Origin of the sequence: Vibrio neptunius, assembly GCF_000967495.1 — a bacterium.
GTDB classification, from domain to species: domain Bacteria; phylum Pseudomonadota; class Gammaproteobacteria; order Enterobacterales; family Vibrionaceae; genus Vibrio; species Vibrio neptunius.
Genome location: NZ_JXXU01000003.1, coordinates 65,090 through 80,890, shown reverse-complemented (window position 1 = coordinate 80,890; position 15,801 = coordinate 65,090). Strand labels below are relative to the sequence as shown.

The following is a 15,801-nucleotide window of genomic DNA, read 5'->3' as shown; positions in this document are numbered from 1 at the left end:
TTGATAAAGGCTATCCCAGATGACTTTTACCATCGTGGTTAACGCCTCCATTCGTATAGAATGTCTGGAAGCCCTTCCTCGTTTTCTGCGTCGCCGCCAATCGCAACAAAACCATGGCGCTCATAGAATTGCTGAGCGCGAATGTTGTTTTCGAACGTTCGTAAACTCAAGCGACCTGACGACTGCTGTTTGGCCATGACCAAAAGCTGGCTACCTAGCCCCATTGACTGATAATCTCGATGAACATAAAGCTGATTGACTTCACTGTCATTAATAGCAACAAAGGCTACAGGCTGACGCGTTTCGTTGTTTATCACCACATAGATGTTGTGCGTTTCAGGTAAGATATGGTTGAGGAAAAATGCCTGTGATTCAAAAGTATGCACTGGTGGAATTCCGATTGCGGCCTGCATCGAATCGTGCCACAAGCACACCACATCCTGTGTATGCTGTGGCTCAAAAGTAATAACTTCAAAGTCATGTTTAAGCAGTGTCGTCTCCAACTTTCTCGTCCCTGTGTGATGGCTTGTTGCTTTAGATTTGGTTACCTTAACGGGTTGACGCTAAAAAGCAAAAGAGCCAATCAATTGACCGGCTCTTTCTGTTACTGATGTAACATTATTTAAGTTTATAGAACACCGTTGCCAGTGGCGGTAAGCTGAGAGACAACGACTGAGACTGACTTTCGCTTTCAACCTCTTCTGTTCTCACTGAATGCTTGACGGCATACCCACTACCGTTATACCTATCATCATCGGTGTTGAGTAACAACTCATATTCACCGGCCAATGGCACACCTAAACGGAAAGCATCATGCGGAACAGGGGTAAAGTTGGTGATGATAAGGATCCGCTCTCCGTTATCACTCAATCGTTCATGAGCTAAAATCGATGATTCTGCTGCATCTTGCAGACGCCACTCAAAGCCGCGTGGTTCGCAATCCAGTTCATGCATCGCGCATTCAGAGGTATACAAGTTGTTGAGATCGCGAGTTAGTGCTTGCACACCTTGGTGGCGTTCAAACTCCAGCAGGAACCATTGTAACTGATCGTCATGATTCCACTCCGCCGTCTGACCAATTTCAGCACCCATAAAGTTGAGCTTCTTACCCGGTTGAGCATACATGTAACCAAGATAAGCACGTAAGTTAGCCGTCTGTTGCCATTCATCGCCCGGCATCTTATTGTGAATCGAACCTTTACCGTATACCACCTCATCATGAGACAAAGACAGTACATAGTTTTCACTGTGAGCGTATACCATTGGGAATGTAATGGTGTCGTGATGGTACTTTCGATGGACAGGATCTTCCTTAATGTATTGCAAAGAATCGTGCATCCAGCCCATGTTCCACTTAAAACCGAAACCGAGTCCCCCCATGAATGTCGGAGCAGAAACGCCGGGGAAAGCCGTTGATTCTTCGGCAATGGTCATCGCGTTCGGGAAATATTTATATACTTCCTCATTCATCCATTTGAGAGTCGCAATCGCATCGTAGTTTTCGTTACCGCCATCGACATTGGGAATCCACTGATCGTGGCTACGAGAATAATCAAGGTAGAGCATAGAGGCGACAGCATCGACTCGAATACCATCAATATGGAATTGTTCAAACCAGTACAAGGCATTGGAGACTAAGAAGCGGCGAACGTGCTCACGGCTTAAATCGTATATGTAGGAATTCCAATCCTGATGCCAACCACGGCGTGGATCCGGATCATGGAAAAGCGGTGTTCCATCGAAATTGGCCAGTCCGTGATCGTCAGAAGGGAAATGAGCCGGAACCCAGTCGAGCACCACACCAATTTCAGCTTGGTGACACTGGTCAACGAAATATTTAAAGTCATCCGGCGAACCGAATCGACTTGTTGGTGCAAACAACCCAACAGGTTGATAGCCCCAAGAGCCGTAGAAAGGGTGCTCAGAGACCGGCATCAATTCAACATGGGTATAACCCATATCGACCAGATAAGGAATAAGCTGATCAGCCAATTCACGGTAGTTCAAGAAATCGCCATGATCATTGCGACGCCATGAGCCCGCGTGAAGCTCATAAAAAGACAATGCTTCCTTCCGCTTTTCCGTGACTGGTCGATTTTTCCACTGATTATCTTGCCAGTCGTAGCGGGCGTGATCATAAGTCACCGAGGCAAAGGAAGGGTACTGTTCTGCATACGCTCCCCAAGGATCTGCCTTATGCGGTAGCCCTTCGCCGTTTGGCCCTTTTAGCTCAAACTTATACTGAATCCCTTCTTCCAGACCCGGGATGAAAATACCCCAGATACCATAGTCGAGACGCTGCATCGGCGTGCGTCGGCCATCCCACTGGTTAAACTCGCCGACTAAGCTACAAGCTGAAGCATGGGGTGCATAAACGAGGAAACGGATGCCCGAGATAGATTTGCCATCACGCTCAATCGTCACAAACTGCGCGCCCATGTGATGGTACATATCTTTCGGCGTATGCAGGTCATCGTATTCTGCGTAAATAGCATGATACTGATAGGGATCATCGACCAGTTGTACTTCCCCTGCCCAGTCAACAGCGAGCTGGTAATGGGTAAGTTTCAGATCGCGTTGCTGCTGCAGAATAAAACCAGACGCTTCTTCACGCTCTAGTTCAACGCGTTCTTCGCCTTCAATGACCAGTTCCACTTTGTCGGCCCCAGGCATCCATACCCGAAGTGCACCGTGTTCTGGGTCCAGAAAAGGTCCAATAAACGAAAAGGGATCCGCATACGACGCGTGTGAAAGTTGGTTATACACTCTGGTTTTTTTGTCTAGTGTTGAAGCTTTCAAGTTATTCTCTCCCTAACCTAACTTTCTAAAAAACTCCGAAAGTCTGCTTACATTTTGAGGTAGATAATTGCGGACAGGAACGCGGATTTAAAAGCGTTGAAATCGAGGCGCAACGTAAACAGCTTTTGGTTTATAAAACAAAGCCCGCTAATGGATGCGGGCTTAATATAGCATTATGAAAGTCTACCGAATTCCTGTTTCACATAGAGTGATAGAGTCGATACTTTTCTATGTTATTCGAGATAAGATCCTGTTATTTACTGACCTTAGCACGCACTTCTGTCAGCTTATAAGCAATGCGGTTTACCCCTTCCTGAGCAAACACTTCATCTAGGTTCATCGACAATTTACGACGCCAGTTTGGGTATTCCTCAACGGTACCAGGAATATTGACTGGCTTATCCATTTCCAACCAGTCTTCAAGCTGAACACTCAACAATGTTGAAGCACCCGCTGCAACATGCAATTGCAGTGCTTCTGCAAGATACGAGTCCATAGGGACATACTGCGCATCTCGGCCAACCCCTTCAGGAAGATAACCATGCCAAGCGACAGAGTCCAAAATACCCTGTTTGCTCTCTAAACGGTCGGTGAACAAGCCTTTAAGTTGCTCGGCATCTGGGTACAAACCCAGTTCTTCACCCATCTTAAGATCATCACAATGCCAGAAACCACGCAATGTCGGCATGTCGTGCGTACACAGAGCAGACATCGATTGATTCGCATAATGAGCGGGCGAAATGTAACCGCCATCGTCTTCAGATGTTTCGAAGAAAAATACCTTGTAAGAATGCACACCCGCTTCACGGAGAAGTTCTACAATCTCATCGGGCACTGTGCCTAGGTCTTCACCAATCACACTGCACTGGTGACGGTGAGATTCAAGTGCCAAGATCGCGAGCATGTCTTCTACTGGATAGTAGATGTAAGCGCCTTTGGTTGCATTTTCACCCTTTGGAATCCACCACAGTCGCAGTAGGCCAAGAACATGGTCAATACGCAGCGCACCACAATGCTTCATATTGGCGCGCAACAATTTGATGTATACGTCGTAGCTGGTTTCCTGAAGCACTTGTGGGTTCAATGGCGGCAGACCCCAATTTTGTCCTAATGGGCCAAGTACATCAGGCGGAGCACCAATGCTGGCATCCATCACAAGGTTACCGTCATCTGCCCAAGTCTCCGCCCCAGAATCGGCGACACCAACCGCTAAGTCACGGTACAAGCCAACAGACATGCCTTTCTCTTCCGCTAATGCCTGAGCTTCATTAATTTGGATATCTGCGACCCACTGCAAGTACATGTAGAGGTGCACTTGATCGAGGTTCTGCTCAATAAACTTCTGAACCGCGGTATTTTCAAAACGACGATACTCGTCAGGGAAAACCGGCCACCCCCAGATGTTGGAATCTTCAGCATGCAGGGAAGCATGCAGAGCATCAAACGCCGCTTGATGTACTAGGCTGTCGCCACCTTCTTCAACAAAGGCTAAGAAAGCTTGAGCACGCTCAGTGTTGTTATCCAAGTGACGCTTTTTAAATTCACTGAACAGCAGTGGCAAAACGCTCAATTTTAGATCAGCCACTTCAGTGTAATTCACCCAATGCGATTCGCGAGCTTTTTGCAGGCGGTGTTGGAATTCTGCACTACCCACACGTTGCTGCGCTTCTATACTCAGTGCAAACTCAGGAACAGAACTGACATCAATATACATGATATTCAGCCAACGTCTTGAAGATGGGCTGTAAGGACTAGCCCCTTCTGGGTTTGCAGGGAAGAGTGAATGAATCGGGTTCAGGCCGACAAAATCTCCCCCTCGGGAAGCAATATCAGCCACCAGTTGTTTTAGATCACCGAAGTCACCAATTCCCCAGTTGTGCTGAGTGCGTAAGGTGTATAGCTGAACACTCGGTCCCCACATTTTTTTGCCAGCATCGATTTCCTCTTGCTTATAGCAAGATCTTGGCGTGACAATCAGAGTCATTTCATAAGGTGACTTACGACGCTTACGAATAATGGTCAGCTTGTGGTAACCCCAAGCCAAATCATTCGGTAATGCAAACACTAAAGGGCCACCCTCTTTACGCTCGTCACGAACGATTTGAGACTGAAGATAGCCTTCAAGTACCTCTCCCTGCTCAGTATCTAAACGCCAGCTGAACTCGCTTTCACGGGCACTTGCGCCCAGATTAAGTGCAACTTCTACTGGCTCGCCATCACGCACCACCAGCACAGGATCTAGTACGTCTTTCTTGTGTTTTTTCTCTGCTGATTGCAGAAGAGTGTCATCATTCGTTGTGTCGTAGCCTAAAGATCTCAATAAATAGCGAATGGTTTCTTCGTCTACTTTTGCCTCATCTCCCCACGCGCTAACGTAGCTGTCGGCAATTCTTGCCATTTCGGCGACTTGTTGTAATGCGTATTGTTGTTTCATCGCTCTCTCCGAAGGACTACATACCTTCAAAATGTAGGGTTTTTATTAATATGTAACGTAAGAGAGCCAAGGCTTCACAGCCTTGGCTTTGTTGTTAGGAACTAGCGTTTAACGGCTTCCAGTTTCCAGATGTTATTGACGTAATCTCGAATAGATCGGTCTGAACTGAATTTGCCAACCAGTGCCGTATTCAGAATCGCTTTCTTCGCCCATCCGGCTTGATCACGATACTGTTTGTCCATATCCTCATGCGCTTTGACATAGGATGCGAAGTCCGCCAAACATAGATATGGATCACCACCATCCAGTAAACTGTCGTAGGTCGCACGCAATTTACCTGGTTCACCCGGGGTAAACTCTTCACCCAGTAGCAGCTCCAGAGACGCTTTTAGTAGCGGGTCTGCGTGGTAATACTCAAATGGGTTGTAGCCTTGTGCTCGCAGAGCTTCAACACCGTCCACTTCTAGACCAAAGATGTAAATGTTGTCGTCACCGACTTCTTCACGAATTTCTACGTTCGCACCATCCATCGTACCGATAGTTAGTGCACCATTTAGTGCCATCTTCATGTTACCTGTACCTGACGCTTCTTTACCGGCCGTAGAGATTTGCTCTGATACGTCAGCAGCTGGAATGATGATTTCTGCCATGCTAACGCGGTAATCAGGAATGAAGACGACTTTCAGCTTGTTGCCAATACGAGGATCGTTGTTAACCTTCTCAGCAATCTTATTGATTGCATAGATGATCTCTTTCGCTAAGTGGTAACCCGGTGCCGCTTTTGCTGCGAAGAACACAACTCGTGGCGCCATATCGAAATCAGGATCGTTCAGTAGACGATGGTAGAGTGACAGAATGTGTAGCATGTTTAAGTGCTGACGCTTGTACTCGTGCAAACGCTTGATCTGGACATCGAAAATTGCGTTGGTATCAAGTTCGATACCCATGTTTTCAGACACCCAGTCCGCCAGACGCTGTTTGTTCTCTTTCTTCACTGCCATGAATTCTTTCTGGAACTTCGCGTCATCCGCAAACTTAGCGATTTGCTCTAGCTGCTCCAGTTTCGCTGGCCATTCTGTGCCAATTTTGTCAGAAATCAGTGCAGACAAACCCGGGTTACAGAATTTCAGCCAACGACGTGGCGTGATACCGTTGGTCACGTTGTGCAGGCGAGTTGGATACAGCTCATCAAATTCAGGGAACAAATCACGCTTAACCAGTTCAGAGTGCAGTGCAGCCACACCATTCACCGCGTAAGAGCCGATAACACACAGGTTCGCCATACGCACCATACGGTGGAAGCCTTCTTGAATGATCGACAGTTTCTGCTGTTTTGCAACATCACCCGGCCACTTCTGACGCACTTCCTGTAGGAACAGGTGGTTGATGTGGTAAATAATCTCCATATGACGAGGCAGCAGACGTTGAATCAGAGACTCACTCCACGTTTCCAATGCTTCTGGAAGCAAGGTGTGGTTGGTGTAAGCAAACGTCTTTGAGCTGATATCCCAAGCTTCATCCCAACCGAGACCTTTTTCGTCGATCAGGATACGCATCAATTCAGGAATCGCGATCGTCGGGTGCGTATCGTTGAGCTGGATGGTTTCGTATTTTGGAAGTGACGCCAGTGTGTGTCCAGCTTGTTCGTGACGACGAAGAATGTCACGTACTGATGCAGCCGAGTGGAAGTATTGCTGCATCAAACGCAGCGTTTTACCTTTCTCATGGTTGTCGTTCGGGTAAAGGACTTTGGTGATATTGCCTGCATCTATCAGCGAGTGCTGAGCTTCGAAGTAATCACCATTGTTAAAACTAGCGAGAGAGAATGGTGCAATCGCCTGACATTCCCAGAGGCGCAGTGGGTAAACGGTATCAGATTCGTAACCCACAATTGGCAAATCCCACGGCATCGCTTTTACAGACATACCCGGAACCCAACGACGCTTCTCTTTGCCGTCCTCACGGTAAACTTCAACGTGACCATAAAAACCAATTTCCTGAGCTAATTCAGGGCGTGCGATTTCCCATGGGTAACCTTCTACACAACGCCATGCGTCCGGCGCTTCCTGCTGGTGACCTTCTTGGAACGATTGCTTAAACAGACCATATTCATAGTGAAGGCCATACCCCACCGTTGGGAATTCTTGTGCCGCTAGTGAATCCATGAAACACGCAGCCAGACGACCCAAACCGCCGTTGCCCAATGATGGGTCACGTTCTTCTTCAAGCAGGTCTGTTAAATTTTGCCCCATCTCTTCCATTGCTGCCGTAACTTGCTCATATAAGCCAAGACTAATTAGGTTGTTGCCCGTCAAGCGGCCAATCAAGAACTCAAGAGATAAGTAGTTAACGCTTTTTGCGTTAAGGATTTTGTCATCCTGCTCAGTTTGCAGCATATCAAATGTTGTCTGCTCAGCCAGAGCTCGGCCCATTGCCAAATACCATGCACGGCTTTCGGCTTTTTCGACCGTCGTAGCATAAGTCGCGGTCAAATGTTTCTTGACGCTTGCTTGAAATGACGCCTTATCAAAATTTTTCTGTTGCGTAGGTTTCATTAGAGAAATCTCACTTATTGGGTTTAATCCATCTGAGACATATCGTGCATTGACACGACAACCAAAACATCCTCCCAGCTACACGGCTTATTAGGAGGAGGATGCAGGGCGTAGAGGGCGTATGACCAGAATCTCAGTGATCTAACTCTCAAATCAAGCGAGTCCACACCTTAGCTCTGGTGATAAAGATCACACCATCAACGGGTTTCACCTTAGCGCTGATGTATGAAGGTTAGGTGTTGTGATTCTCAATAAAATAATCAATATGCATATCCGATCACATATTGAAGGGGTTGTTTACGCAACTTTCATTATTTTTTGGTGCAGAAGAAGCGATAACTCTCACTTATAGATTCATCATAAGGTGACAAAAATCACAAATATAGGGCGTAGAGACAAGGAAAATGTGAAATACGCGAAAATCTGGTGGTTGATCAATAACTGTCGCTATTGTTCTCAAGTAACATCCCTGTCATTAGGTCTAACTGACCAAGTTTTCATCCACACACTCTGAATAGAATCTGGACAATAGAATCTGGATTCAAGAGTGTTTAAGAACAGGGAAAAGAAGATGTGGATTCCTTCGAAATTAACCCGTCCGGGACGTTTACACAACGCAATTGTCCGCCCAAGAGTTCTCGATTTATTACAGCAAGCCCCCTGCTACAAACTGGTACTATTCCGCTCGCCAGCAGGATACGGAAAAACGACAATGGCTTCGCAGTGGCTGTCTGATAAAGCCAATACTGGCTGGTACAGTATTGATGAAAGCGACAACGACTCATTCCGTTTTATCAACTACTTGCTAAAGGCATTGAACAAGGCGACACACAACGCCTGCCCAAATTCTCAGAAGCTGGCAGAAAAGCGCCAGTTTTCGTCACTTCATTCTCTTTTTAGCGAAGTCTTTGCCGAGTTCGCCAATTTCCATCAAGAGTGTTATCTGGTTCTGGATGACTATCATCTTATCTCTAACGATGAAATTCATGAGGCCATCCGTTTTTTCCTCAAACACATGCCTGACAATCTCACGCTGGTTGTCACTAGCCGTGCGACACCACCGCTTGGTACGGCAAACTTACGTGTCCGCGACCTGATGATAGAGATCAGCGACGAATTGCTGGCATTCGATACCGAAGAAACCACCCGATTCTTTAACCAACGAATCGCTGATGGGATTGATGATATCACTGCTGACAACTTGAGAAACTACGTAGAAGGCTGGCCTTCTGCACTACAGTTGATCGCACTTCAAGCTCAGCATCAACATAAAACACTGGCACAATCTGCCGAGTCGTTCTCACAGTTTAACCACGCTCATCTATGGGATTATCTGGTGGAAGAGGTGTTTGACCTATTGGATGCAGAAACACGCCTATTTCTACTGCAATGCTCTGTCCTTGATCACTTCAATGATGTGTTAGTATCAGCTCTGACAAAGCGTGATGATGCCCTAAGTATGATTGAGTCACTCAATCGCTATGGTCTGTTTATCCACCCGCTTGAAGGTGAGCAGAACTGGTACCGTTTCCACAATCTATTTGCTGAATTTTTATCCCATGAGCGCTCAGCACGTATTCCTCAGCAAGAGCAAGAACTGCATCAAACCGCTGCAAAAGCATGGTTAAACTTATCTTCTCCGCATCAAGCACTTCGGCATGCGCAAAAAGCCGGGAACCGCCAGCTTACTGCTGACATCTTGAGTCAATCTGGTTGGAAAATGTTCAATGGTGGCGAATTGCAGACGGTAGAGAAAGCGATCAACACCCTCGCCCCTGAACAGCTCTACAGCGAGCCGAAATTGTGCATGCTTCAAGCATGGTTAGCGCAAAGTCAGCACAGATACAACGATGTTGGCGATCTACTGTCCAAGGCGGATGAGCAAATGGAGGCGCTCAATGTAACACTGAGCACCAAAGAGCAAGGCGAGTTTAACGCCTTACGCGCTCAGGTAGCCATAAACCAAAACGAACCAGAGAAGGCACTCGAACTGGCTGAATTGTCACTCGGGCAACTTGATAGTACGGTTTACCGAAGCCGCATCGTGGCTACGTCTGTTGTTGGTGAAGTAAACCATGTACTGGGTCATTTGAGCCGTGCATTACCTATGATGCAGCAGACCGAGAAGCTAGCGAGGCAGTATCAAGTTTACCATCAGGCGTTGTGGGCAATGCTGCAACAAAGCGAAATTCTGATTGCCCAAGGTTATGTTCAAGCGGCCTTTGAAGTACAGGAAAATGCCTTCAAGCTCATCGAAGAACAGCAGTTGCAGCAAGTTCCAATGCATGAGTTTTTGCTACGTATTCGTGCACAGATTTTCTGGTGCTGGAATCGTCTCGATGAAGCCGAAGAGTGCGCGTACAAAGGGCTTGATGTACTCGGCAATCATAGCCCAAGTAAGCACCTACATAGCTACTCTATGCTCGCGCGCATCGCTATTGGTCGTGGTGAGCTGGACAAAGCCAACAAGTTCATTGAGCAAATTGCTCACCTACAGAAGCAGTCTACCTACCATGTAGACTGGACGGCTAACGCTTCGTTGTCTTTGATTCTGTTCTGGCAGGCACGAGGCGATATGGAAGCCATTCAACATTGGCTGGAAACAACACCTCGCCCAGAAAAAGCGTGTAACCACTTTACCCAGCTTCAATGGCGGAACATCTCACGTGCACAAATCAACCTAGGCATGTTTGAAGAGGCAGCTCAAACGCTGAAATTCCTGCAAGAGCAAGCCAATCTCAACAGCCTAGTCACAGACAATAATCGCAACCTAATCGTCGAAGCCGTATTGGCAACGGCACAGCAAGATGAACAGCGCGCTAAATTATTGCTCAAACAAGCCTTAGAACTGACGAATCAGACCGGTATTTTGGGTAACTTCTTGGTAGAAGGTGGCAAGATCGGCCATGTTCTAGAAAAGCTAGTCAACAAAAATGAGTTGGCTGATCTTGAACGACACCGTGCTCAGCAGCTGCTCAAGGATATATCGACGACTCAGCGCAGCCGCTCGGTGCATTTTGATGAGGAGTTTGTTGAGAAGTTAGTAAACCATCCAAACATTCCAGAGCTGGTCCGCACCAGTCCTCTAACTCAGAGAGAATGGCAAGTACTCGGATTGATCTATTCTGGCTTCAGTAACGAGCAAATTGCTCAGGAATTGGACGTGGCAGGCACCACCATCAAAACCCATATCCGTAACCTATATCAGAAGCTCAATATCGCAAACCGAAAAGAGGCGATAAAAACTGCTGAAAACCTATTACAATTAATGGGTTATTGATACTAGGAAATCACTCACAGCAAAAAGCCCTGACTATCAGGGCTTTTTTACATCTGCTCCGCACCCTTCGCGTGCATCAGTTTCAAATGCCGCTGGATTGCCGCAAAACTCTGCTCTCGAAACCATCGATGGGCAGGATCTTTTTGATGTCGACTGTGCCACAGCAGATAGTAACTATGCTTAGGCAAGTCGAAAGGCAATGGTTTCACAACATAATCAAATCGATTGGCGAAGTAGCCCGCCAAATGCAAAGGGGCGGTAACCAGTGCGGCACTCTGACAGACTAATTCCATTGCCGCAGTGAACGATGGCACTCTGGCAATCACCTTACGCTGAACCTTGCGCTGTTCGAACTGCTCGCCCACATACTGACGCATCTCTCGCATACCATGCACCATCACATGGCAAGCACTAAAATAATCATCCAGTTCAAGACTAGCGTCAGCCAATGAATGATTACCAGACATCAGCACTACATATTGGTCTTCAAGCAGTTTTTTGCCGTAGATATTCTCAGGAAAGTAGTCGAGCGTGGTCGCCAGTACATCAATCAGGCTGTCACCGAGAACGCTGACATGCTGATCTTGCCACAGCTCTCCATTTACCCCTGCGTTTGGGGCCAATCTAAGCAGTTCAGAAGACACCAGAGGCACACTCGATTCAGACAAAAATGCCGTGTAGGCTAGTCTGAACTCTCGTTGACAAGCGTGAGGCAAAAATGCTTCCACCGCATAAAGCTCATCTAATGACTCAATCAACTCAGGCAGTTGAGCGAGTAACTGCTGGCCTTTGGCACTGACCACAAACTGTTTGCCTTCACGAATCAAAATCGGGTCATCAAAGGCTGTTCTTATCTGGCTCAAGGTTCTGCTCATCGCTGACTGAGTGACGTTGAGCTGCAGTGCAGCCTCGGTCAAGCTACGAGTTTGGAGCAGTACCAACAATGGACGCAGCAGTTTGTAGTTATTCATATCACCTTCTTAGTATCACAAAGACTTAAGCATCCATACATCGCAGCCGTTGTGCACGGTGCCTTCTAACGGCGCAGTGAGGTGCTCGAAACCTAAACTCTCATAAAGTCGCACCGCCGCAGACATATTGGATAAAGTGTCTAAATAACAGCGTCCAAAACCTTGTTGCTTAGCAAACTCTAAACAGGCCAACGACAGAGTTTTACCCAAGCCAAGCCCTCTACTCTCTTTGAGTAAAAACAGCTTCTTCAATTCACACGTTTGCTCATCTTGCCCAAAAGGCGCAACGCCACATCCCCCAACCACCTTGTCATCTAAGAGCGCAACTAAGTACAAGCTCCGGTTCTGTTCATGATAATGCTGACTCATATTGTCGACTTCAGCATCAGACGGCCCAAACCCTTCACCTACAGCACCATACTCTTTGCCGACCTGCTTGATTATCTGGCAGATATTTGTGTCATGTTCCGCAGCGATAGGCACTATACGAAGGTTTTCTTGGCTCATAGTCATCTCTCTTAAATATCATCTTGGACAGCGATTAGAGTAGAACCAATCAAAGATGAATTAAAATCACTTTAAATCATATTTATCATGATAAAAAGTGATTATAGAGGACAATTTCCCCTATCAAAATCTTTAGGGTTTACATTGTAAATTAATCTGAAGTAGGCGATGACTGACAAGAAACAAATACCTAACAACCACGACAACTGGAACCAAGTCACATTATGACGCTATCAAATACAGGCTTTGGTCAGCCTGTTATTGCACTCTCCCAGAAGCCTGCCAGAATGAAAATCATCAGCATAATGAAAGAGATAACAAACAATGGCTTGGTTGAGAAAACGGCTTCTTCCTGCGGCAATGATGGCAGCACTTACTCCTATGAGCTCAGCTTACGCCGATATCGGTGATACCCCAGTGATCGGTGGGCTATTTAATTCAACAGAAGTGCTGAAAAATCAAATCACCTCGTCATTGTCCTACTCGACGCGCTTTACTCGCGACATGACCCTGTTTACCATTGGCGGCGTCACTCTAGAGACCTACCTACTGACATTACCACTTGATGCAAGTACGAAAAGCCGGGTCATGACCCAACTTGCCGATCCGACTTATTCCATTCCTCTCGGCTATTTTCTTTATCAGTTCTACGATCGCTACACAGGAATAAGCAGTGACGATGAATTTAAAGCCTACCTGCAAACAGTGTATGACAAACAAGCTCTGAAAGGCTTTGAGCATTCGCTCTTTGCACTAGAAGAGAAGGTGAAAAAAGAGCCTAAACAGCACGCTAAAGATCAGGCTCATCAGGAAGGTATCCAAATTAATGGTCAGTTTATGGCGGCCATGGTGACCGTATATGATGCTTTGGTTCAGATTGGCGAATGGCAAGATATGGACCGCCTGCCTGAGCAATACACCTATCTGACCCAATCACCTGATGATTTAGCATTGGTCGCTAAGATTCAACCTATCGTGGTTGGCATCATGCAGCAAGCCGCCACGGGGATGGAAGATGGCGACATGAAAAAGACCATACTCGGCATTGTGGCCGATGGTGCTGCCGACAGAGCCAGCGAACCGAATAACAAAGCGCAAGCGTTAACCATTACCTTAGTTGACTTTGTGCGTCTCAATGTGCTGAAAGCCTATCGCCAGTTTGTTTATCAGGATGAGAGACAGGAGCGTCTCAATGACTGGCTACAAAACGCATTTGACCACCACCCTCAACAGGCCATTGAGTTTCTCGAGTCACAACAGAACCGCCGCTTCGCTGTTCAGGTAACGGTCGACGGGTTGCAACAAGGGTTAATCGAAGGACTGGTTGATCCAGATAAGCCTTTTCTCTCCCACGCTTACCAGCAACATCTTAAGAGTACTGAGCTCGGTAGCCCTGTCGCAACAAGTAGCCCAGAACACGTTCAATCCATGCGTTTTCTTCAGGTTCTATCAGAACAAACGTATCGTGACCCTTATTACTTACCGTTCTTCAAACGACTTTACCAAAACCATACCGACTCCATTGCTCAGGTCGGAATCTCTTCCACACCGACGATCAGCGTAAGAAACCTACCTATCATCAAAACAGGGGCAAAAGTGTCTGGCGAACAAGGAACAGGAATTCCGAATTTCCACTTTGTCGACCGCAACGAAGACAGAGCCTATTACTTCTTTGGTAACGATGCTCTTCAACTCGATCGCTTAATGCAGGCCAATCAGGTTCAGACGATGTTTGACCGACTGGTTCACCTGAAAACCCTGAATTGTAACGCCCAATATGACTGGAATGCCCATACCAGCTACGACGGTCTGGTTAACCTTGGCGCTGGCGAAGCACTGCGTGACTTTGGTGAGAAACGTTGTTTGAGAGAGCTGAATGAAAGAGCCGAAGTGGAAAACGTGTTAACGAAACAGCGTCAGTCCCTCATCGACAATATTCAAAGCTATCAAGAGATACCGCTATGGGACTTTTACACCAAGCTAACCCGCAAATGGAAGATTGAACAGGACATCACGAGTTATACAGAGCTAGATGGACAAGGTATGCCAGATTACGCCCTGATCTACAATCCGTGGCCAGATCACTTTGCCCACTTTGTAGGCCCTTTCAGCGATGAAATCATTATGCCAACCGGGGAACTCAACCGCCTCGATTACTGGATACGTCAAATTGAACAAGCGTACAAGGACGCCGGCATTTATCAGCAGACCCTTTGGGGAATGGCAGGGGACCATGGTTTATCTCCGGTCTACTACACCTTAAATCCGGAGAAAGCGATCTTTGAACCACTTTCAGCATCACTCAACTACCCTCTAGTGATCAAGAAAATCTCATCGGATGAAGGCGAAGGGCCGAAAATCACCAATGCATTAAATTATCCGAGTAACCAAGGTGTCGATGTGGTGGTAGCCTCTACCGCTGGCGGCAACTTCATGATGGATATATTTAATTCGCAATCGGGTTGGCAAACACAACCAGTCTATTCGGAGCTGACCAACTGGACACCGGTCAATGCACCACAAGGGAAAAAGCTCGACATCATTGCCGAGTCAGTAGAAAAGCTGGCAGACAGTCTCGACTATCTAGCCGTCAGAGAATCAACCTGTGATGAGACAAAGTGTCAGGTACGTTTGGTCGCTCAGCGTGACGGCAAACGAATCGATGAGCTCATCATCAAACAAGGAGAACGCTATTTCTACCAAGCCAATAGCAAAACAGCGTTACTGGAAGTCAACAAACTCAACCCTTATCTGCCTTCACCAAATCAAGCACAGCTTGAGACGTTTGCTCAGTTGGTCAATCAATGTGTCAATCGAGCAGACATCAACAACCCACAAAGCTGGTGTGATGAAATGCAATGGCGCGAACTGACCCAGTTTACGCCGAGGCCTGATTCCGTCGTACAACTCGCCAAGCTTTACGCCGAACCACGAGCAGGCACAGTGAATTTGTTCCCTCGGGAAGGGATTGGCTACAACACGAAAGTACCGGGTCGCCATGCGGGTGAAAGCTATTTGGAGAAGGACGCCTTTATCGGATTTTGGGGCGCTCCAATTGGCAAACAAGCTACGCCACTGAGTAGTGAGGAGAACGGCTCTCTGGCTCCGACTCTGTATCAATATCTGACTGGGGATGACGTTAAAGCCGGAGAAAATGGTTGGGGGTATCCATCATTGCTTAGCAAACTCGATATTCACTAAGCCTCCCTCAATAACAGAAAGCAATAACAAAAAAGCGCCTTACGGCGCTTTTTT

At 47.0% G+C, this 15,801-nt stretch carries 8 protein-coding genes; 2 read left to right on the top strand and 6 right to left on the bottom strand.

The window, feature by feature from the left end:
* Positions 1 to 38: 38 nt before the first annotated feature.
* The 4 genes from TW84_RS02275 to TW84_RS02260 all read right to left on the bottom strand — a co-directional run bounded on the left by TW84_RS02275 (position 39) and on the right by TW84_RS02260 (position 7,788).
* Positions 39 to 503 (bottom strand): GNAT family N-acetyltransferase, encoded by a 465-nt coding sequence (locus TW84_RS02275; protein WP_045974057.1) that lies wholly within the window; start codon positions 501 to 503, stop codon positions 39 to 41.
* A gap of 115 nt (positions 504 to 618) precedes the next feature.
* On the bottom strand, positions 619 to 2,799 hold the full coding sequence (gene glgB / locus TW84_RS02270) for a 1,4-alpha-glucan branching protein GlgB (RefSeq protein WP_045974056.1): 2,181 nt from the start codon (positions 2,797 to 2,799) through the stop codon (positions 619 to 621).
* A 253-nt stretch (positions 2,800 to 3,052) separates the two neighbouring features.
* Positions 3,053 to 5,233, bottom strand: a complete 2,181-nt coding sequence (gene malQ / locus TW84_RS02265) for a 4-alpha-glucanotransferase (RefSeq protein ID WP_045974055.1) — start codon at positions 5,231 to 5,233, stop codon at positions 3,053 to 3,055.
* Positions 5,234 to 5,334: 101 nt separating this feature from the next.
* The gene (locus TW84_RS02260; RefSeq protein WP_045974054.1) at positions 5,335 to 7,788 is read right to left on the bottom strand and encodes a glycogen/starch/alpha-glucan phosphorylase; all 2,454 of its coding nucleotides are present in this window, start codon (positions 7,786 to 7,788) and stop codon (positions 5,335 to 5,337) included.
* Positions 7,789 to 8,359: 571 nt separating this feature from the next.
* Between TW84_RS02260 and malT the strand changes: the two genes are divergently transcribed.
* On the top strand, positions 8,360 to 11,068 hold the full coding sequence (gene malT, locus TW84_RS02255) for an HTH-type transcriptional regulator MalT (protein ID WP_045974053.1): 2,709 nt from the start codon (positions 8,360 to 8,362) through the stop codon (positions 11,066 to 11,068).
* Positions 11,069 to 11,115: 47 nt separating this feature from the next.
* Here the strand turns inward: malT and TW84_RS02250 are convergent, their stop codons facing one another.
* Both TW84_RS02250 and TW84_RS02245 read right to left on the bottom strand, forming a co-directional pair.
* On the bottom strand, positions 11,116 to 12,039 hold the full coding sequence (locus TW84_RS02250; RefSeq protein ID WP_045974052.1) for a LysR family transcriptional regulator: 924 nt from the start codon (positions 12,037 to 12,039) through the stop codon (positions 11,116 to 11,118).
* Positions 12,040 to 12,054: 15 nt separating this feature from the next.
* Complete coding sequence (locus tag TW84_RS02245; RefSeq protein ID WP_045974051.1) at positions 12,055 to 12,546, bottom strand: GNAT family N-acetyltransferase; 492 nt, start codon at positions 12,544 to 12,546, stop codon at positions 12,055 to 12,057.
* Positions 12,547 to 12,870: 324 nt separating this feature from the next.
* On the opposite strand from TW84_RS02245, the gene TW84_RS02240 reads away from it, so the two are divergent.
* A complete protein-coding gene (locus TW84_RS02240; RefSeq protein WP_045974050.1) occupies positions 12,871 to 15,747 on the top strand; it encodes an alkaline phosphatase family protein in 2,877 nt (958 codons plus the stop codon).
* Positions 15,748 to 15,801: the final 54 nt, after the last annotated feature.

Coding starts and splice junctions, on each gene's coding strand:
- malQ (WP_045974055.1), bottom strand. CDS start 5,233: ATGAAACAACAATACGCATTACAACAAGTCGCCGAAATGGCAAGAATT.
- TW84_RS02260 (WP_045974054.1), bottom strand. CDS start 7,788: ATGAAACCTACGCAACAGAAAAATTTTGATAAGGCGTCATTTCAAGCA.
- malT (WP_045974053.1), top strand. CDS start 8,360: ATGTGGATTCCTTCGAAATTAACCCGTCCGGGACGTTTACACAACGCA.
- TW84_RS02250 (WP_045974052.1), bottom strand. CDS start 12,039: ATGAATAACTACAAACTGCTGCGTCCATTGTTGGTACTGCTCCAAACT.
- TW84_RS02245 (WP_045974051.1), bottom strand. CDS start 12,546: ATGAGCCAAGAAAACCTTCGTATAGTGCCTATCGCTGCGGAACATGAC.
- TW84_RS02240 (WP_045974050.1), top strand. CDS start 12,871: ATGGCTTGGTTGAGAAAACGGCTTCTTCCTGCGGCAATGATGGCAGCA.